Below are 19,530 nucleotides of genomic sequence, written 5' to 3'. Positions count from 1 at the left end.
AAGCTTTAAGCTAAGGGTTTTATTTTTAAATAAAACCCGAAGGCCTAAACGTTGTAAGTCTTAAAATTGATTGATAATCATATTGGCAACACGTAAAGCTTCTGTACCATCATGAAGTGTTACTATAGGTTTTGTGTTGGTATTTATAGCTTCTGCAAACGTTTCAAGTTCATCTAAAATCGCGTTGTTATTAGCAATGTCAGGATTATCGAAATAAATTTGTTTTTTAACGCCTTCTGCGTTTTGTAAAATCATATCAAAATCGCCAGGAGTTTCCGGAGCATCTTTCATTTTTACAACCTCACATTTCTTTTCTAAAAAGTCTACCGAGATATACGCGTCTTTTTGAAAGAAACGTGTTTTTCTCATGTTTTTAAGTGAAATTCTACTCGCGGTTAAATTAGCGACACAGCCATTTTTAAACTCGATACGTGCATTAGCAATATCGGGCGTTTCACTGACCACAGATACACCACTTGCAGAAATGTGGGTAACTGTAGATTGTACAACACTTAAAATAATATCAATATCATGAATCATAAGGTCTAATACCACCGGAACGTCGGTTCCACGTGGATTAAATTCAGCCAAACGATGACACTCTATAAACATAGGGTTTTTAATCTGATCTTTTACTCCGGTAAAAGCAGGATTAAAACGTTCTACGTGTCCTACTTGTCCTTTAACACCGTGTTCTGCAACCAAAGCTCTAATGGTTTCAGCTTCCTCAACAGTATTGGTTATAGGTTTTTCTATAAATACATGTTTTCCTTGTTTTATGGCTTGTTTTGCACACTCGTAATGCGAGAGTGTCGGTGTAACGATATCAACCACATCAACGGCTTTAATTAAAGCGTCTATAGAATCGAAATAGGTATAACCAAATTCTTCAACAACGCGTTTTGCGTTTTCAGGATCGGCATCGTAGAAACCAACAAGATCGTATTTATCCGATTGGTTGAGTAATCTTAAATGAATTTTACCAAGGTGACCAGCACCAAGAACACCAGCTTTCAGCATGTTTTTCTGTTTTTAACAAAAATAGTCGTTTTCACTTAGAAATTGAAATAAGAACCTACAAAATCTCAGGGTCTAAAACGGGGTGAAATAGTGCGAATTTTAAGGTGATTTTTAAGACTCTACAAGCTCATTAACAGCATAATTTGCCAATTTAGTGTTGTGAGATATTCTGAGTTTTTACTTATGACATGGGGATTTTAGGATAATAAAATGCGTTTATTGGGGTTGGAAATTGCTTTTCTTTGGTTTATTTTAGCAGAAACTAATCTACGCTTTGAAAGATACATTTAAGCATCAAGGGATGCGTCAGCAACTTGTTGAGGTCCTTGTTAATAAAGGAATTAAAGACCATAAGGTATTAAAAGCTATAGGGAAAATTCCTAGGCATTTATTTATGGATTCAGGATTTATAGACCATGCTTATCAGGATAAAGCGTTTCCTATTGCGGCAGACCAAACCATTTCACAGCCATATACCGTGGCCTTTCAATCGGAGTTGTTACGAGTGAGTCCGGATGATAAAGTTTTAGAAATAGGAACAGGGAGTGGTTACCAAACCGCGGTACTTTTAGAGCTCGGAGCAAAAGTCTATAGTATAGAGCGCCAAAAAGAGCTTTATAAAAAGACTTCTAATTTTTTACCTAAAATTGGGTATCGGGCGAAACAGTTAATTTTTGGTGACGGTTATAAGGGTTTACCAGAAGAAGCACCATTTCAAAGTATAATTGTTACAGCAGGAGCGCCTTATGTTCCTAATCCGCTTTTAAGTCAGTTGGCTATTGGTGGTCGTTTGGTTATTCCTGTTGGAGAAAATGTACAGGTCATGACCTTATTTATTAGAAAAGGCCCTAAGGAATTTGAAAAACATGAGTTTGGAGATTTCCGATTTGTACCTATGTTAGAAGATAAGAACTAAAGCTGAGGCCTAAAGTCATCTTATAAAAATAGAACGCCTAAAATTGTCAATTCAATCGTACAATTTTAGGCGTTTCTTTATTTAGGGTTTAGAGATCTTGTGTTCCCAATGGAGTCCACTAATGTCCGTTATTTTCAAGGTATACGTTCCTTTGGCTAAAGTTTTGAGTGTCTCATTTCTAAAATGTAAACGGGCCTTGGCCCCTAAAGGCACAATTAAACTATGTTTTCCAGGTTGTATCTGTGCGACATAATAATTATCAATAGCACCTTCGTTTAAATGGGCTAATTGAGACTGATCTAAAGACCATATCACATCACCATTGGCATCACTTAAGTCCATTTTAATAATCCACGCCCCATAAACATCTACACCTTCGGTTCTAAAGAGATCGAAAGAAAGATGATCTTGTTGGAGCTGCGCTTCTGTAATTTCTAATTTAGGTTTAACGGATTTATTATGTAAAGTTCCCCAAAGTCCTCCGTGAAACACCTGATTGGTGTATAAGGTAAGTCCTAAGATGAAAAACGAACCGATAAGCACTATTTTTGAAAATAGACTATTCTTTAAAGGAATAAGGCCAGAGCCCAACCAAGCAAATCCTTTTGTTTTTGTGATTGTGGCTTGCTTTTTTAAGAGGTAATAGTCTATGGAATAGCGGCCGCTTCCGGTTAGGAATAGGACGAATCCTGTTGCAATACCAAGGACGCCTATTTGCCATTCATCTAGGCAGGTGGTTCCAATCCAACCAGAGCCTAAAAGAATGCCCATGGCAAGTCCGAATACGCCAATACTCATTAAGCGTGTGAACAATCCGAAAATGATAAAAAGTCCTACAAGGCCTTCTATTATGGTGAAGGCAACCATATGATACCATAAAATATCAGGATTTTCAACGAGGTAGAGAATCATGGGTTTAATGCCTAAGGCATTAGGGAGGAAATGGTTGAATTTTTCGCCAATATAGCCTGCGGTTTCAGGATCTAATTTGTCGGCTAAAATGGTGCGTCTAAAAAAGGCTGAAAAGTAGGTCCAACCGACCACCATACGTAAGGAAAGGGTTAAAAAACCCGAGTCATTTTTAAGAGGTAATTTCATTGTATATATCTATAAATGTGTAAACTAATTTTCTGCTAGCGAAAGTCGCTAGGATGCTGTTTAGAAAACAAATTATAGATAAGCCTTACAATGTTTATAGAGAATATAATAAGGCGCTAAGGGAGGTATTTCGCCTCTAGCGCGATAAGTTAGTGCCAGCAAAGGCTTTAAGACAAGACCACGATATAAGCTAAAGTTTTTTAAATTGGGCGTTGTGGCAACTGAAAATTGAAGTTTCTTATAAGCTGTTAAGTGGCTATTGTAGGCTTCTACAGAAGACTTGCAGAGGGTATTTGTTAATGAAGAAATACTTTTATTAGAAACTTTGGTAATTGGAATTTCTAAGGAGTTTTGAATTGTATTTCTGACTTTACAAGGTGAAAATACCAACAAAACCATGAGCCCTAAAAGGGCTAGGGCACCGCTGATTTTTTTTATGTGTAAAGGTAATTTCAAGGCACAAATATGAAATGATAATATTGAAATACTGCAAAATTTAAGTTAATTCTGCATTAGTCTTCCTGTGGTAAATAGGTTGCAGGAATTGGTGTGTCTTCGGTTTCTTGGGTCCATAATAAATTGATAATCCACCATCGTGTACCGTCATTGAAGAGTTGTATACTATTGATGCCTTTTAGAAAAGGAACCTCGTCTGTCTTAGTTTTATAGGCTTCATAAGTGCTAAAAACTTGGGTGATGGCCCCAAAAGATTCAACCGTTCTATGCACTTCTCTTTCATGAAATCCATTGGTTTCTAACCATTCTCCTGAAGTTGAAATATAATCGTCAACACTCATATAGCGGACTTTCAATTCATCCTTTCTCGATTTTCTAGCAGGAATAAGTTTAGCATTCTCATGAAACAAATGCTTAAATAAATCCCAATCGCGTTTAAAACCTTTATCGCCAGAAATTACGGTGTATAGCGATTCAATAGTGCTGTTTAAAGTGGCAACATTGGATGTGTAATCTTTTTCTTCAACATCGTCTTGGGCAAAAGCTCCAAAAGACAGCGTGAGTAGGAGGGCTGTTAAAACAATTTTTTTCATGGGGTAAATTTAAAAGAATTTCAAACCAAATACAACGGCATCACTTTGAAATCCGCTTTGGTAAGAGCGCAAATAGTCAACGCGTAGAAATTTCCACTTTCCCCAACCAATATTGTCTACACCTACAGAGTATTCTTGGTAAGGACTGAAATTAGGTTGTGCTAAAACATGCATTCCTAAAACCAAATTAAAATTTAAATTGTTCAGTAGCGGGAGTTTTCCAAGGATATAACCATTAAAGTCGTGCTCAATATGGCCTTCAAAATAAGCGTCATTGGTGCTAGCGGTATAGTAATCTAAATTGTTAAACACATTGGTGTAATTTCCAGAAGTGCTTACATGAGTTTGGTTGCCGTTAAAATGTTGGTAATCCATAAACGCAATGTTATCGGCATTAAAAAACTTTCCTGCTTTTAGGTTATAATGGAAACGGCCTTTGTCTTTAATGTTGAAGGCTTGTTTGAGGCTTGCTTTAATTTGATGGTAATTATAGTCCTGATCTGATGCCGCAAAACTGGTCTCGTAGCCTAAGTATAAGGTTGGATAATCTTCATTATTCACATTGTATTTAGCATCGGGATAGCTTAAGTATTTTTGTCCAAAATTAATACGGGCATCAAGATTTCCTTTGAGGGTATGGTGGGTGTTAAAAGGCGCAGTCCCAAAAGCGAGGGCGTCTAAAGGATTGTTGCTGGTGTAAGCATCATCGTCATCATTAAAAAAGGTTTGGTCTGTGGTGTTAAAGATAGCTTTTCGTCGTTCATAACTTAAACCAGCATAAATTCTGAAACCGTTAAATAGTTCTTCAGCATAATTGATGGCTAAGTAGCTTTTGTCGTATAACTTTATGTAGTTGTCTTCAAAAAATAAGGTACTCACCGTATTTATCAGTGGAGTTATGGGCGTAGAGGGACTAAATTGTTCTGCGCTAACACCACCCGATAACACTAAAAATGAATTTGTAATACTATTAAATTTGTAAATCATAGATGCTGAAGCCCGAAATCGCTGATCTGAAAATCCATATTGCAGAGAACCATCGATATTGAAATACCGATTATAGGCATCGTATTTTTTGGTGTAAAACACATCGGCATTAGCGGTATAACCTTGTACGGTGTTAAATTGTACGGCTTTTAAGGTTGGAATGTTAAAACCTAAGCGGTAATCTTTAATGGAGTTTTGATAGGTGTAGCCAAGAATGTTACTTACTTTAAATTTGTTTTTAACGCGGTCTACAGAGTCTAAATAAGGTTGCGATTCGCGCAGCACCTGAAGACTATCTTTTTTTGTGTAATCGGTACGTTCTTCAGCCGTTAGTGGGACCGGTCTAATGCTGTTCCAAAAAATAGAATCTTTGGTATTGGCCTCTTTTTCATACGTTACAATTTCACGTGTAAAGTCTTTATTGCTGAGTCCAATATTAAATTCATAATTGCTATAAACGGCAGTGAATCGGCCTTCACCTTTAATGCCAAAAAGAGCATATTTTAAATCGATACTCTGAGAAATTAATGCCCAAAGCTCATGATTTTCAGAATACGAAAAACTTTGCTGTAACGATAGCTGATCAACAATAGGAATTTTAGCTTGAGTTCCGGTAAGGCTCAATTCTATAGCGAAAAGCGTCCATTGCTCTTCAACAATATAGATAAATCCAGAAAAAACCGGATCATTTTTGCGCTTAGGAATTACCTTTATTTTATTAATGAGCTGACCTCGTTCGTTATAAAACATTCCTTCAAGTTTATAATTGTAATAGGAAAAAGCATTATTGGCAATAGGAGAGATGATTTCATTTCCTAAAGAAATTGTATTGTTATAAAAATTGTAGTCTACGTCTAGTGCACTATTAAAACTAAATCCATTACTATCACCACTTACTTTTGAAGCTGTAATTTTTTCTTTCAGCTTATTGGGATTTAGAAATTGAATTTTAGAAATGGTTTCAGATAAATAAACAATACCACTGCGGGTAGAGTCTAAGCCACCACCCAAATCTCCTAGCTCTTGACCCATTATTTTTTCTGGCGCGTCTACAATTTTAAGTAATCCGCGCGAATAGAAATCGGCTTTAAAGGATTCTATTTTAGCAAGGTTGGCTTCTCTATGGGCAATGGTTTGGCGTATTATGGCATTAGCCGGATCCGTTTCAGAATCGATAAGCACCTCGTTTAAAGACACGGATTCTTCTATAAGAACCATATCTAATTCATAAGGAAACTGGCTAATCTGTACCTCTTTTTTTACCGTTTTATAGCCTAAATAGCTAAAGACAAGCGTATAGGTTTTTGGAGTGGTTATGTTTAGTTCATAAAAACCATCGTCATTACTCGTTGTGCCTTTGTAGGTATTCTCAATTAAAATATTTACAAAAGGAAGTGGTTGATTGTTTTGGTCGGTGACTTTTCCTTTAATTTGGGCTGAAACGAGTGTGGTGGCGATGAGGCACAACAAACCGAAGAATTGTTTTTGCATAGACGATGAGATTGATGAATTAATGTACGACCCTTTTAGTCCATTAAACCACAGGTAAAGTGATCTAAATGTTAGGCATCATAAAAGTCGCAACTAAAAATGAACGTTAAGACCCTAATTTAAGGCCAGATAAATATAGACGAAAGTTTAAAGTAAACGCGAGTCCGCCCTAAATTTAACGCAAAAAAATAAAATGAAGTCGATGCTGAGAAAGCGCTTAGCGGAAGTTCTTCTTAATACGGTCTAGGTTTCGCTTATTGTCACGATCCTTAATGGTATCGCGCTTATCGTAAAGTTTTTTACCTTTTCCTAAGCCTATAACAAGTTTAGCCAAACCACGGTCGTTAATAAACAAGCGTAACGGAACAATAGCATTCCCTTTAATATTCACTTCCTTTTCTAACTTTTTTAGCTCTCTTTTATTCAGCAATAGCTTGCGTTCAGCCTTAGGTCGGTGGTTGTAATAGGTACCGTATTTGTATTCTTCAACCGTCATGTTAATTACAAAAAGTTCACCTTTGTCATTAAATTCACAAAATCCTTCAGCGATAGACGCTTGTCCAGATCGTATCGATTTAATCTCCGTACCAGAAAGCACGATTCCAGCGGTGTATTTATCCAAAATTTCATAATGAAACTTGGCTTTTCTATTGAGTATGTTGACGGTTTTTTGCATGGTGGGCAAAGATAAGAAAGTATGTGTGAAGTTTGAAGTCTTATAGATATAAAAAATGAAAGGGATTTCTGTTTGGGTTTTAGATCGTCTTTAGCGTCATGCTTTCTGGGCGTTTTGTAAACCTTTTGAAGCAACCTTTATCATGAATTTAGGATAATTCTGTAATCTAAGCTATACATTAGCGACTGCAGTATTGTAAAACCAATGATATGAAAAACTACTTCTTCCTCGCAGCCTTAATCTTTATTTTAGGATGTAAAAATGAAAATGCAAAGACGAATACCGTAACACCTACTGAAACGGTTGAAAGCGCATTAACGGCAAACCAAATTATTGATAAAGCTATTGATGTAGCGGGAGGTGAGCGATTTCAAAAATCGAGTTTGAAGTTTGAATTTAGAGATGTTTATTACCAAGCGCTTCGTAAGAATCATGAGTTTTTATTGGTAAGACTTAAAGTGGAAGGGACAGATTCTATTTTTGATATGTTAAGCAATGTGGGGTATGAGCGTTATAAGAATGATGCTTTTGTACAGCTTGAAGATTCCATTGCTAAAAATTATGAGGCTTCTGTAAATTCTGTTCATTATTTCTCTGTGCTGCCTTATGGCTTAAACGATAAAGCCGTAAATAAAACGCTTTTAGGGACAGAAACCATTAAGGACAAAGCTTATTATAAAATTAAAGTCACCTTTGATCAAGACGGTGGAGGGGAAGATTTTGAAGACGAATTTATATATTGGATTCATACCGATAGCTTTAAGGTAGATTACCTTGCTTATTCTTATGAAGAGGAAAGTGGAAGAGGGCAGCGCTTTAGAGAGGCTTATAACGAGCGTTACCGCGGTGGACTTCGATTTGTGGACTATAATAATTTTAAAACCGACGATGCCGCTTTAAAACTAGAAGATTTAGGAAAAGCCTTTGAGGCCAATTCATTAAAATTATTGTCTAAAATTGAATTGGAGAACGTTACTGTAGAATTAGTCAACGACTAAGAGCTCCGATTTTGTTTGATCTTCAGAGCGTGTCACAATATACAAGTTGGCATTATTATCATCAGCAATAGCCTCATATTTCTCTTCACCCAATAAAGCATTAACAAATTTTGGGGTGGTGTTGCTATGTCCAACGATTAACACGGTTTTGCCTTGGGTTTTACTGATAAACTTGTCGATCTCAAGGTCTGAAGGATTATAATATTGAACCGCTAATTGCTTAGCTTCTGCTGTGGGTTGTGCTGTTTGTTCCGTACGCTTATAGGCGGTAGTATATACGGCATCAAAAGGGATTGACTTAAAATAATCTGCCCAATGTTGTGCACGTTTCAGTCCTTTTTCGTTTAAATCAGGATTTTTGTTAGAAGCATCAGACCGATCTTTTTCAGCATGCCTAATGAGGTAATAGGTGCTTGTACTCGCAGTATTAGATGGCACTTGGTCTTTGCAAGAGACTAGGCCTATTGCAGCAATTAATAAAATTATAATCTGTTTTCTCATAACTGTTGAAATTGGAGAACTTGTGCGTATTCTAAATTTAAGCCAATTCTAATGCGACTTCAATCATATGTTTAAAGGTGGTTTCGCGCTCTTTACTAGTTGTTGATTCTCCTGAAACCAAAGAATCTGAAATAGTTAGAATGGCAAGGGCATTTACCCTGTGTTTAGCGGCAATGGTATATAAGCCGGCGGCTTCCATTTCTACACATAAGACACCGAATTTAGACCATTTTTTAAAGGACTCTTTATCGTCTTCATAAAATTCATCTGAAGATAGAACATTTCCGGCTTTGATAGGAATATTTTTAGAACGGGCAGCTTCTACGGCTTTAATAAATAAACCGAAATTTGCAGTTGGCGCATAGTCCGCACCGCCAAAACGTAATTCATTAACCCCAGAGGTTGATGAAGCTGACATGGCCAAAACCACATCTCTAATTTTAACGTCGGCTTGGTAGGAGCCAGCGCTTCCTACTCTAATAAGATTTTTTACGCCATACTCGGTAATAAGTTCGTTAGCGTAGATAGAAATACTTGGGACGCCCATACCTGTTCCCATTACAGAAACACGTTTTCCGTTATAGGTCCCTGTATAGCCATACATGCCTCTAACTTCATTGAAACAAAATGGATTGTCAAAATAAGTTTCAGCAATCCATTTTGCTCTTAATGGGTCTCCTGGTAATAGGATGGTCTCTGCGATGTCGCCTTTTTTTGCTCCGATGTGTACACTCATAGTACAAAGTTAAGCAAAGTAGCGCAATTAATAAGCAGCTTTAGCGGCTAACTCATTCATCATGGCAACACCCGCCGAAGCTCCGATGCGGTCAACACCAATATCAATGTATTTCTGAGCTGTTTCAGCATCTCTAATACCTCCAGAAGCTTTAATTTTAACCTGGTCACGAACGGTTTTACGCATAATTTTTACCGCTGTTAGGGTTGCGCCACTTTTAGAAAATCCGGTTGAGGTTTTTATAAAATCGGCTTTAGCATCCATACAGATTTCACAAGCTTTTACGATTTCATTTTTAGAGAGTTCGCTAATTTCTAGGATAACTTTAAGGGTTGTAAAGCCAATAGCGCGCTTTACGTCACTGATATCCTTAAGAACTGCGAGGTAATTTTTACTTTTTAAACGACCGATATTTAAAACCATATCGATTTCAGTAGCGCCTTGCTCTATGGCATTTTTAGCTTCAAAAATTTTAGCTTCAGTAGACATCGCTCCAAGAGGGAATCCTACGACAGTACAGATTTTAACATCAGAATGTCCTAAGGCTTGTTTGGCGAGGATTACATTGCTACTATTCACGCATACGGAATAGAAATTGTATTTCAATGCTTCTTCGCAAAGTTGTAAAATGTCTGCTTCGGTGGCAGAGGCACTTAATAAAGTGTGGTCTAGGTATCGATTTAAATTCATCTATTATATAAGTAGGGTTATACTATAAATTGAATGATGTCGTCATCTCATTAAAGATTTCAGTACATCGGTAATAAACTTAAAGGGAAGGATTAAATAGCTCGACAAAACTAAGTATTTCTCCGATAAAAAGCACAATAAATTGGGTAAATTTATAGTGCATTTGGTCGAAAAGTTAAAAACACGGCTTTAAACCCCTTAATTTTAGGGGTGTATGAAATTTGATTAAAAAAATGTTTCTTAACCATTTAGGAGTTGTTTTACCTAAAATAAAGTCAATACCTGCATTGTTTTTCTTAAATGTCTTTTTTGATTTCTGAATTGAAGCCTGAATTATTACAACTTATTTTCATAACATGTAATGGATTTTATGCTCCTAAATCAGTCTTTGTTTTAATATATTTTGAAATTAAAATTGAAGTGTTTTTCCTAAGTTTTGAACGTTTATTTGACTTATGAAAAGCCCTTAGTCTGATACTAGAATGTCAAAATTTTAATATAGGCCACCGCTTGTAGTCGTACTTTTATTTATAAGTTTTTAGCGTAAAAAAAGGGCATGAAAAAAGCAACACTCTTGGTTTCCTATCGAAAACTAAATGTTGCTTTTAAAGGTGTTTAAAAATGTAATTTAATGCCTCAAAGTTTTAATTTAAAACTCTTCAGTGACTAAATCCCCTTGATTTCTAAAGACCAATTGCTTATCAAACTCATCAAGTAGAATAATGCTATCCGTAGAGACTTTTCCTGATAAAATCTCTTTACTCAATGCGTTAAGAACTTCTTTTTGAATCACACGTTTTACAGGTCGTGCGCCATATTCTGGATGATAGCCTTTGTCCGCTAAATAACGTGCAGCTTCCGGAGTGGCGTCAAAAGTGATTCCTTGTTGCGCAATCATTTTGGTGATGCCTTTAAGTTGGAGTCCTACAATGTCCAAGATGTTTTCTTTAGACAGTGGCGTAAACATTATGGTATCATCAATACGATTTAAAAACTCTGGTCTTACCGTTTGCTTTAATAGAGCCAAGACATCAATTTTAGCTAATTCCATAGCAGAAGCAACATCTTTTGTGGCTTCAAAACGCTCTTGTATAATATGGCTTCCCATATTAGAGGTCATGATAATGATGGTGTTTTTAAAATCGGCCACACGCCCTTTGTTATCTGTCAATCGGCCTTCATCTAAGACCTGTAAAAGAATATTAAAGGTGTCGGGATGGGCTTTTTCAATTTCATCTAACAAGACCACAGAGTAAGGTTTTCTTCTCACGGCTTCTGTGAGTTGTCCGCCTTCATCATAACCCACGTATCCTGGAGGTGCCCCCACTAAACGACTTACGGCATGGCGTTCTTGGTATTCACTCATATCAATCCGAGTCATCGCATTTTCATCATTAAACAAATATTCTGCTAATGCTTTTGCTAATTCGGTTTTTCCCACACCTGTAGTTCCTAAAAATAGGAAGGTACCCACCGGTTTATTCGGATTTTGTAATCCAGCGCGAGAGCGGCGTACCGCATCACTAACAGCTTCAATGGCTTCTTCTTGTCCTACCACACGTTTGTGCAGTTCATCTTCAAGTTTAAGTAATTTTTCACGATCACTCTGTAGCATTTTGGTCACCGGAATTCCAGTCCATTTTGCAATAACATCAGCGATATCTTCATAAGTAACTTCTTCTTTAATTAAAGAGGTTTCTTGTTGTGCGGCAAGTTGTTTTTGGTAGTTTTCAAGTTGCTCCGTCGCTTCTTTGATCTTTCCGTATCGAATTTCGGCAACTTTACCGTAATCGCCTTCACGCTCGGCACGTTCCGCTTCAATTTTAAAGGTTTCGATATCTTGCTTAATATTCTGAACGTTTTCTACAACTTCTTTCTCTGATTTCCATTTCGCATTAAGCTCGTTACGTTCTTCTTTAAGGTTAGCAAGATCCGCTTTTAAACTTTTAAGTTTTGTTTCATCTTTTTCACGTTTAATGGCCTCATGCTCAATTTCAAGTTGCATAATCTTACGGTCTAGAACGTCTAATTCTTCAGGTTTAGAATTGATTTCCATACGTAATTTAGAAGCTGCCTCATCCATTAAGTCAATGGCTTTATCCGGTAAAAATCGATTGGTAATATAGCGCTCAGAGAGTTCTACGGCACCAATAATAGCTTCATCTTTGATTCGCACTTTATGGTGCGTTTCGTACTTTTCTTTAATTCCTCTTAGAATAGAAATCGCACTTTCGGTATCTGGTTCATCAACGGTTACTTTTTGAAAACGACGCTCTAAAGCTTTGTCTTGCTCAAAGTATTTTTGATATTCGTCTAATGTTGTGGCACCGATAGCTCTTAACTCACCGCGGGCTAAGGCAGGCTTTAAGATGTTAGCGGCATCCATGGCGCCTTGTCCGCCACCAGCGCCTACAAGCGTATGGATTTCATCGATGAATAAAACGATGTCTCCATCACTTTCCGTAACTTCTTTTATTACAGATTTAAGACGTTCTTCAAACTCACCTTTGTATTTAGCACCAGCAATTAGTGCCCCCATATCTAAGGCGAAAATTTGTTTATCCTTAAGGTTTTCAGGAATATCTCCATCAATAATTCGATGGGCAAGCCCTTCAGCAATCGCCGTTTTACCGGTTCCTGGTTCCCCAACTAAGATGGGGTTGTTTTTAGTACGACGCGATAAAATTTGAAGAATACGTCTAATTTCTTCATCGCGACCAATAACCGGATCTAATTTGCCATCGCTAGCTAATTGATTTAAATTCTTAGCGTATTTTGATAGGGAGTTGTACGTGTCTTCTTGACTTTGAGAGGTAACTCTATCGCCTTTTCGAAGTTCTTCAATAGCTGCATTTAATCCTTTTTCTGTAACGCTTTGATCTTTTAAAATCTGAGCTATTTTGCTTTTAGATTTAAAAATAGCAACGATAAGATGTTCAATAGAAACAAAATCATCGTTCATTTTTTTTGCAATGATTGACGCTTCATTTAAACTTTTACTCGCTTCACGCGAAAGCATCAGGTCACCACCCGAAACTTTAGGGAAACTCTCCAATTCTTTATCTAAAACTTGTTGAAGCATTGTAACGTTGACGTTCAACTTCTTTAAGATAAAAGGGAGGACGTTTTCATCAACATTAAAGAGGGCTTTAAAAATGTGTTCGTTCTCTATTTGCTGATGACCAAAGCCTTGAGCCAGTTGTTGCGCTTGCTGTATGGCTTCTTGCGATTTAATGGTGTAATTATTAAAATTCATCTTTTTTATGCCTGTTCTAAAAAACAGGTGTCTTTTTTAGTTTAACATTTGGTTTCGTCATTCAAAAGACATCTAGAAGTTAGACCGCTTTTGATAGACCTTAACATCGCCTCAGATGGCGTTGTTTTGATAAGCTATAGTCAATTATCTTACCATTATTAAAAAGTAGGTAAAGCACGACAAAATGTCTTATTTTGAATGATTTATAATGACGTTTTGTCTTTTTGTAAGAATACTACTTTATTTCGACTTAAAGTATGACTAGCGTCAGTTTAGGGCTTTTATTGTTTTTGAAAGTAAAAATTAAATTGTATTATAGTGTAGAATGTGCGACCTTATATTTAGGGGGAACACGATTAAAAGATAAAGTATGTTTAAGAAAATATTCGGCAGTTCAGAGCCAAAAGAAGAAAAGGTGTTACCATGGCAATCTTTAGAAGAGGTGGCGCAATTAGATGTTATTGCTGAAAAATCTATGGTTAAACCGCAACTCCTATTTAAGCATTCGACGCGTTGTGGAATTAGTAGAATGGTATTGAAACAGTTTGTTTCGGATTATAATTTAGACCTTAATATAGACTTACATTTTTTAGATCTATTAAGTTACAGAGCGGTATCTGATGCTATTGGGACAAAATTTGAAGTCGTACACCAATCTCCGCAAATGTTAATTATAAAAAATGGTGTTGTGGTGGCTCACGGCTCTCATGGGGCTATAAATGAGATGGATTTAGAAAAATTTATATAGACCCTAAAAATAAACAGCCCTTAATGTAGTGTTACGTTAAGGGCTGTTCATTGAAGTTGCTATAGCTTTAATGGGTTGTCACTATAATCTTTTTATGAGTAGTCTTGTTTTTTGTTTCTACCTTAAGAATGTAAGTGCCTTGAGCAATATGCTTTACAGGAATCCGTACTTGGTTAAGACTATTTGAAGTTGGGTTTGTCCAACTTGCGACGGTTTGGCCGGCAATATTAACAAGTTGAATCGTTTTAATGCTATCCTCTAACGGAGCTTGTACAAAAATCGCTTTAGATTGATTTAAATACCGAACTGTAACGGCGTTAAAAGTCGCGTCTGAAATCCCTAAAGTTTCCTGATCTTGAAAAGCTAAATAGAATCGGTCCGTATAGGTGCCTGCTTCCAAATATTGTTGGTAACTAACAGTATTGAATCTTGTATAAGTTTCTAATAGCGCATCGTAAATATAGACATCAATAGGAGTTTCAAAATTTTCAAGAGTGTGAAGACTTATTTCTACATTCCCCGAGAGCCCTAAAATCATATCTAAAGGATACACTTTAGAGGCTTCAAATTCGCCCACACCTTGAATAATATAGCGTTCTCCTTCAATATTGAAAGATAAGTCACTAGGGAAGGTGTCTGCATTTAAGGCGTCATAACCATAGTCTACACTGTCTGTAGCCGCATTGTCTGATGTAAATCCGAGTAAAAGCTGTCTTACGGCACCTTCTGGCGTGGTAAAATTGAAATAAATACGTCGTATAACGCTTTCTTCAGTATTTGTTTGGTTTAGGTCTTCTGTATTAAGCGTTCCATTTGAAGGTCGGAAGAACAACGAGGCTCCTGAAGCTTCTGTTTTAAAACAACGCTGATTGTTGTTGAATGTAATTAAGCCTCCATTTGCATTCCCTGAGACAAAGAACCCTTGTCCTATTGGGATATAGCGTTCTGGGATTTTACTCGCATTTCCAGCGCCGTAAATTTCGGATGGTGCGGTGACCGCTGGAGCACCTCCTGTATAGTTGTAATACGAATAGCGCCCTTCATAGTCCGCCAACATATGCGAATTATTGCTCGGTGCTTGTTCCCAAAAGGTAATTGTTCCGTCATCCAAAACGTTTTCGTTATCGGCTATAAATTGATCTGCATCTAGGGCCGATGGATAAGGGTTTCCTAATAAGGTATAATTAAATCCTCCTCCCATAGAAATATTAATTTCTCCGTTGTTTGGTTGCCCTTTAAAGGTGTAATTCTGAAAATCTTCACTAGAGCCACTGCCTTTCATGGTGTAGCCCAATCCAATAGCTACTGCGGTGTTTTGAGAAATAGAAGACCAGTTGGAATAGTCGGATTCAGCATCATTAAAAACATATAACCATCGCGAACTTATGGTTAATGGAGAAGGACTTCCGTTGTAATTAGGGGTCCAATTTACCGGGGTGTTGCCATCAAACAGAATGCTGCTCAGTTGGTAGGTTCCCTCGGCATTGCTAACCGGGCTTCCCCAATAGTTGTAATTAAATTTATTAGTTGTGCCTTGTTGATCTCGTTCTAAGATTCCTGTTCCATTAGTGTCTACAATACTGCCTTCGTGCTGTATCAATTGCGACTCACCAACCAAATCTAAAGTACCGTCGATTTTTAAATATTTACGAACCACGAGAGGTTGGTTGTTAGAAACCGTTAACGTATGATTAGTGTCTACAATTAACCCCAAGAGTTCCATAGGTCTATCTATTGTAACATTGTGAGTCGTTTTTACAATATTCCAATACACATCGTTGGTATTAGGCGCCATAAGATGTGTACCACCTTGCCAAGTGTTCGCCACATCCCAACTCCCATTGGTTTCGGTAACATAGGGGAGTGGAGCTTTAGCAGATTGTAAAGCGCTCATATTATTTAATTGTCCAGACGCTCCCGTATTAGCGTTTAGAAAGCCATTTGTAATATCCGTCGTTCCTTGATTCATCTTGTAATAGCCTACTAAATTATTCCATGATAAACCGGTTGTCACTTCAGGACCTGTAATACTTCCAATAACACTATTGTTATTTTCAATTTCTTGATTCATCATAATTCTAATTTGCTCTGTAGATAGCGCAGTATTCCATATACGGATTTCATCTAGCCATGCATCTAAATGATGGGTGGGCATGTTGTCTTCACGGGCCATTGCTCCGATAAGCATATCGTAATCGTTAAGTAATGGGGCAGCGCCTGATAGTGTTGCTTTTTCTATACCATCAACATACATGGTATAGCTGCCGTTGTAAGTAATGGCAATGTGGTACCAACGGGCTGTACTAATATTTCCTACGGAGATGCTTGTATTGTTATTAGCGTTAAAGGAAATTGTACCATTGGTAAGGCTTAAATCGTAACCCGTATTGAGTTGTTCTGCGTGACGTTTAGATAAAATGGTTTGTTTGGAATTACTTTGCGTGTTAGGCTTTAGCCAGAGTTCAATACTAAAGTTTTGAGGTAGGTTATAATGATCTCCAAAATCGATATACTCTTCATTTCCAGCGAAAATTAAATTACTTCCACAGTTAGGAATTGTAAAGGTTAAGCTGTCTGTATCGTTTTCACATACGGAAGCAGTATTAATAGCATTCCATGTTAACTGATACGTGGTGCCGCTTTCACCAGTAAATTGAGAGTTTGGGGAAGTAGGATCGGAGAAATATCCGGTTTGAGGTGTGGCAGACCAAAAGCCTGAGACCTCATTGTTTGCTGCTAATGTAATTGTGGTATTCTCACAACTTAATGCAGTTTGGTCAGGACCAGCATGGGCCACATTATAAGGTATAATTTCAACATCTAATGTTTCGGTAACCGCATTACATGGTCCGTTAGGGGGGGTGCTTGTAAATGTAAAAGTCTTAGTTCCGCTAGAACTAATGAGGTAGGTTGCCGTGGCACTATTTCCAGTAACTGTGGTCGCTAATGGAGTTCCCGAAATACTCCATGTTCCACTTGTGGCAGTACCACCTAAAATTGCTTCTAAATTTATAGCGTCTTCTGAAGCACATATAATAGGGGAGGCTGTGCTTAAGGTTACCGTAGGGATCGGGTTAATATTTAGGGTTCCTGATAATGTTTTTTGACCACAACTTAAGTTTGAAGTTATGGTATAATTAAAGACTCCTGTTTCTGTAGGTGTACCACTTATTGTAAATGTTGTGCCATTATAATTAGTACTTAATCCTGAAGGAAGACCTGTTACTGTTGGGTCGCTAAGTCCATCACCAACATAGACTGAGAGCGTTTCAATTGGCGTGTTTTCACAAAGGGTCTGGTGTTGTGTCTCTGGTGCTGAGGTGAGATGAAAAAAGGGTAATTTTGACATAAAAGAAATATCATCTAAACCAAAATCATTTCCTGCTAAAGCTGATTGTAAATTACGAATTTCAATATCGACTACAGTCTCCGAAGGTCCTGTAGTATAAGTACCGTAAAACTGGGTCCAATTATCGGCGTTTAAATTATTATTGTTGGGATGCGGATCTAGGACAGGGGAGGTTCCAATATTAGTACCGTTAATATTAAATGTAAGTTGCGCATAGGGTCCATGGCTATTTAAGCTCATAGCCCAAGCCGAAAAGTAATATTCTGTGTTCGGTTCTACAGTTACATCATTTTGAGCCCACACAATTAGTGAAGTGCCTTTACCATTAACGGCCATAAAATAACCCTGACTATCTCCTGTATGATCATAACCCCAAAAACTGTTATGTACATTTTGACCGTTTTGGGTTATAGAGTAACCGCGGTTGTCTTGGTCATTTTGTAATTCGTTATTCGTGTTGTTTTGGTCTTCAATATAAAGGTAGTCTGAAACAAAATGAGCGTTACCTAAGTTAAAATCTCCATTAATTATAAGATCTTGAGACATGTTATATAAGGTGCTATTGGTACATCCATGACTTGTTGTTGCAGTGATGTTGTAAGCTCCAGATTGACTAATGTATATTGTTGAACTTGTCTCGCCTGTGCTCCATAGCCAACTTGAAATATTTTGATTCGCTGTAGCGGTTAACTGCACCATATTGCTTTCGTTTTGTGGTGTACTTGGAAGGTCTAACGGACAGTAGTTTGCGCTGATGCTTATTTCTGGTGTGGCATATATTGAAATTGGATTAGCGCTATTTGTAGTACCTATTGGGGTGGTTACCGTTATTAATCCTGTTGAGGTATTAGGTGTCACGGCTGTAATTTCAGTATCGCTATTAACGGAAAAAGAAAGGGCTTCAGTGCCATTAAATTTAACGGAGGTGGCATTGGTAAAATTCCGACCCGTTAATGTTACTGTTTCGCCAACACATACGGCAGATGGAGAGAAATTATTAATCACTGGACGGAGAATAATCTCGTATGTAATGATAACCTTACCGTTGGCTCCTGCCCCGCCATCTTTAAAGCTTGAGTTTCCTAATCCAAGACCTGAATGAAAAGCACCACCGCCGCCGCCGCCGGGAATATGACCGGGGCTTCCGTCTGTAAGAATGCCACCGTTACCGCCAGTGTTAATCGTATTTCCAGAATCTCCACCTTGTCCACCTATTCCAATTCCGTTAGAACCACCGGGGGACCCTGGTATGTTGGTAGCACCTCCAGTTGCAGTTCCTCCAGCACCTCCATCGTTGTTAAAGCTATTACTTTGGTCTCCTCCTTCACCGCCACCTGCGGTTATCGATGTTCCGCTAATGCTATGGTTTAGTGTAGATGCGCCTCCGGTATTACCAGGTCCGGAATTATCAGCGATAGCACCTCCAGCACCGATTTCATAGGTTATCGTTTCGCCTGCTGTGACTGTAAAAGTTTGCGTAGCATAGGCGCCACCTCCGCCACCGCCACCGCCGCGACCTGTTTTTTTGGAGCCTCCACCAGAGCCACCTGCGCCCCATATTTCTACGGTGGCAGAAACGGCGTCAAGTGGAACGGTACTGCTGTAAGTACCAGGTGTACTTGAGTCTACATTTTGAGAAAAAGTCTTTGTAAGGAATAGTGAGAAAAAACAAAGGCTTAAAACTTTTACGAAATGAATTTTCATGTTTTATATAATTATACCTTAAGAAAAAGAGACTTAAACGTGTTGTGGGGAAGGGGTAATTTCTAACAACGTTACAATCTGATTTCCTTAAAAAAAATTTATAAAAAAGGACTATTCAAATTAGTTATAAGGGTATCCCAATATAAGACGTTAAATGTTAAAATCAAACAAAAATCATCGATAAAATGTAAAATACATCGTTGAAATACTATTTTTTGTGGGTTTTGATGTTGGGAATGTTAAAATTTCGTTGTGTTAAAACCTGAGTAAAATCAAGGGATACGCGCTATTAATAGGGTAGAGAATACCCC

The 19,530-nt window shown here is 37.6% G+C and carries 14 protein-coding genes; 3 read left to right on the top strand and 11 right to left on the bottom strand.

Translation table 11 applies throughout. The features are described from left to right. Positions 1 to 60 precede the first annotated feature (60 nt). Positions 61 to 1,020: a Gfo/Idh/MocA family protein gene (locus ACFQ13_RS03370; RefSeq protein ID WP_386114012.1), complete on the bottom strand. Its 960-nt coding sequence runs from the start codon at positions 1,018 to 1,020 to the stop codon at positions 61 to 63. Positions 1,021 to 1,294: 274 nt separating this feature from the next. On the opposite strand from ACFQ13_RS03370, the gene ACFQ13_RS03365 reads away from it, so the two are divergent. Then, on the top strand, positions 1,295 to 1,936 hold the full coding sequence (locus ACFQ13_RS03365; RefSeq protein WP_386114010.1) for a protein-L-isoaspartate(D-aspartate) O-methyltransferase: 642 nt from the start codon (positions 1,295 to 1,297) through the stop codon (positions 1,934 to 1,936). 81 nt (positions 1,937 to 2,017) lie between these two features. Here the strand turns inward: ACFQ13_RS03365 and ACFQ13_RS03360 are convergent, their stop codons facing one another. The 5 genes from ACFQ13_RS03360 to smpB form a co-directional block, all read right to left on the bottom strand. Continuing rightward, positions 2,018 to 3,034: a TQO small subunit DoxD gene (locus ACFQ13_RS03360; RefSeq protein WP_386114008.1), complete on the bottom strand. Its 1,017-nt coding sequence runs from the start codon at positions 3,032 to 3,034 to the stop codon at positions 2,018 to 2,020. A gap of 72 nt (positions 3,035 to 3,106) precedes the next feature. Continuing rightward, on the bottom strand, positions 3,107 to 3,490 hold the full coding sequence (locus ACFQ13_RS03355; protein ID WP_386114006.1) for a hypothetical protein: 384 nt from the start codon (positions 3,488 to 3,490) through the stop codon (positions 3,107 to 3,109). Positions 3,491 to 3,546: 56 nt separating this feature from the next. Beyond that, positions 3,547 to 4,083 carry a hypothetical protein gene (locus ACFQ13_RS03350; protein ID WP_386114003.1) on the bottom strand — a complete coding sequence of 179 codons (537 nt, stop codon included), beginning with the start codon at positions 4,081 to 4,083 and terminating at the stop codon, positions 3,547 to 3,549. A 9-nt stretch (positions 4,084 to 4,092) separates the two neighbouring features. Further along, positions 4,093 to 6,561, bottom strand: coding sequence for a DUF5686 and carboxypeptidase regulatory-like domain-containing protein (locus tag ACFQ13_RS03345; RefSeq protein WP_386114001.1), 2,469 nt, complete (start codon positions 6,559 to 6,561; stop codon positions 4,093 to 4,095). A gap of 217 nt (positions 6,562 to 6,778) precedes the next feature. Then, positions 6,779 to 7,237, bottom strand: a complete 459-nt coding sequence (gene smpB / locus ACFQ13_RS03340; RefSeq protein WP_386113999.1) for an SsrA-binding protein SmpB — start codon at positions 7,235 to 7,237, stop codon at positions 6,779 to 6,781. A 209-nt stretch (positions 7,238 to 7,446) separates the two neighbouring features. Between smpB and ACFQ13_RS03335 the strand changes: the two genes are divergently transcribed. Continuing rightward, complete coding sequence (locus ACFQ13_RS03335; protein WP_386113997.1) at positions 7,447 to 8,235, top strand: DUF6503 family protein; 789 nt, start codon at positions 7,447 to 7,449, stop codon at positions 8,233 to 8,235. On the opposite strand, the gene ACFQ13_RS03330 is transcribed toward ACFQ13_RS03335, so the two are convergent. The 4 genes from ACFQ13_RS03330 to clpB form a co-directional block, all read right to left on the bottom strand. Beyond that, entirely contained in the window at positions 8,221 to 8,736 is a 516-nt protein-coding gene (locus ACFQ13_RS03330) for a SixA phosphatase family protein (RefSeq protein ID WP_386113995.1), read from the bottom strand. The genes ACFQ13_RS03335 and ACFQ13_RS03330 overlap by 15 nt on opposite strands. Positions 8,737 to 8,773: 37 nt before the next feature. Continuing rightward, positions 8,774 to 9,472 (bottom strand): purine-nucleoside phosphorylase, encoded by a 699-nt coding sequence (deoD, locus tag ACFQ13_RS03325; RefSeq protein WP_386113993.1) that lies wholly within the window; start codon positions 9,470 to 9,472, stop codon positions 8,774 to 8,776. A gap of 27 nt (positions 9,473 to 9,499) precedes the next feature. Beyond that, positions 9,500 to 10,162, bottom strand: coding sequence for a deoxyribose-phosphate aldolase (gene deoC, locus ACFQ13_RS03320; RefSeq protein ID WP_386113992.1), 663 nt, complete (start codon positions 10,160 to 10,162; stop codon positions 9,500 to 9,502). A gap of 649 nt (positions 10,163 to 10,811) precedes the next feature. Beyond that, positions 10,812 to 13,418 carry an ATP-dependent chaperone ClpB gene (gene clpB, locus ACFQ13_RS03315; RefSeq protein ID WP_386113989.1) on the bottom strand — a complete coding sequence of 869 codons (2,607 nt, stop codon included), beginning with the start codon at positions 13,416 to 13,418 and terminating at the stop codon, positions 10,812 to 10,814. Between the two features lie 370 nt (positions 13,419 to 13,788). On the opposite strand from clpB, the gene ytxJ reads away from it, so the two are divergent. Beyond that, positions 13,789 to 14,166, top strand: a complete 378-nt coding sequence (gene ytxJ / locus ACFQ13_RS03310; protein WP_386113987.1) for a bacillithiol system redox-active protein YtxJ — start codon at positions 13,789 to 13,791, stop codon at positions 14,164 to 14,166. Positions 14,167 to 14,233: 67 nt separating this feature from the next. Here the strand turns inward: ytxJ and ACFQ13_RS03305 are convergent, their stop codons facing one another. Then, a complete protein-coding gene (locus tag ACFQ13_RS03305; protein WP_386113984.1) occupies positions 14,234 to 19,219 on the bottom strand; it encodes a LamG-like jellyroll fold domain-containing protein in 4,986 nt (1,661 codons plus the stop codon). Between the last annotated feature and the right edge of the window lie 311 nt (positions 19,220 to 19,530).

It is taken from the genome of Winogradskyella rapida, assembly GCF_042675845.1.
GTDB classification, from domain to species: domain Bacteria; phylum Bacteroidota; class Bacteroidia; order Flavobacteriales; family Flavobacteriaceae; genus Winogradskyella; species Winogradskyella rapida.
Note: the sequence above shows the minus strand (reverse complement) of the source record. Positions and strands in the feature narration are given on the sequence as shown.

Coding starts and splice junctions, on each gene's coding strand:
- deoD (WP_386113993.1), bottom strand. CDS start 9,472: ATGAGTGTACACATCGGAGCAAAAAAAGGCGACATCGCAGAGACCATC.
- clpB (WP_386113989.1), bottom strand. CDS start 13,418: ATGAATTTTAATAATTACACCATTAAATCGCAAGAAGCCATACAGCAA.
- ACFQ13_RS03345 (WP_386114001.1), bottom strand. CDS start 6,561: ATGCAAAAACAATTCTTCGGTTTGTTGTGCCTCATCGCCACCACACTC.
- deoC (WP_386113992.1), bottom strand. CDS start 10,162: ATGAATTTAAATCGATACCTAGACCACACTTTATTAAGTGCCTCTGCC.
- ytxJ (WP_386113987.1), top strand. CDS start 13,789: ATGTTTAAGAAAATATTCGGCAGTTCAGAGCCAAAAGAAGAAAAGGTG.
- ACFQ13_RS03330 (WP_386113995.1), bottom strand. CDS start 8,736: ATGAGAAAACAGATTATAATTTTATTAATTGCTGCAATAGGCCTAGTC.
- ACFQ13_RS03305 (WP_386113984.1), bottom strand. CDS start 19,219: ATGAAAATTCATTTCGTAAAAGTTTTAAGCCTTTGTTTTTTCTCACTA.
- ACFQ13_RS03350 (WP_386114003.1), bottom strand. CDS start 4,083: ATGAAAAAAATTGTTTTAACAGCCCTCCTACTCACGCTGTCTTTTGGA.
- ACFQ13_RS03335 (WP_386113997.1), top strand. CDS start 7,447: ATGAAAAACTACTTCTTCCTCGCAGCCTTAATCTTTATTTTAGGATGT.
- ACFQ13_RS03370 (WP_386114012.1), bottom strand. CDS start 1,020: ATGCTGAAAGCTGGTGTTCTTGGTGCTGGTCACCTTGGTAAAATTCAT.
- ACFQ13_RS03360 (WP_386114008.1), bottom strand. CDS start 3,034: ATGAAATTACCTCTTAAAAATGACTCGGGTTTTTTAACCCTTTCCTTA.
- smpB (WP_386113999.1), bottom strand. CDS start 7,237: ATGCAAAAAACCGTCAACATACTCAATAGAAAAGCCAAGTTTCATTAT.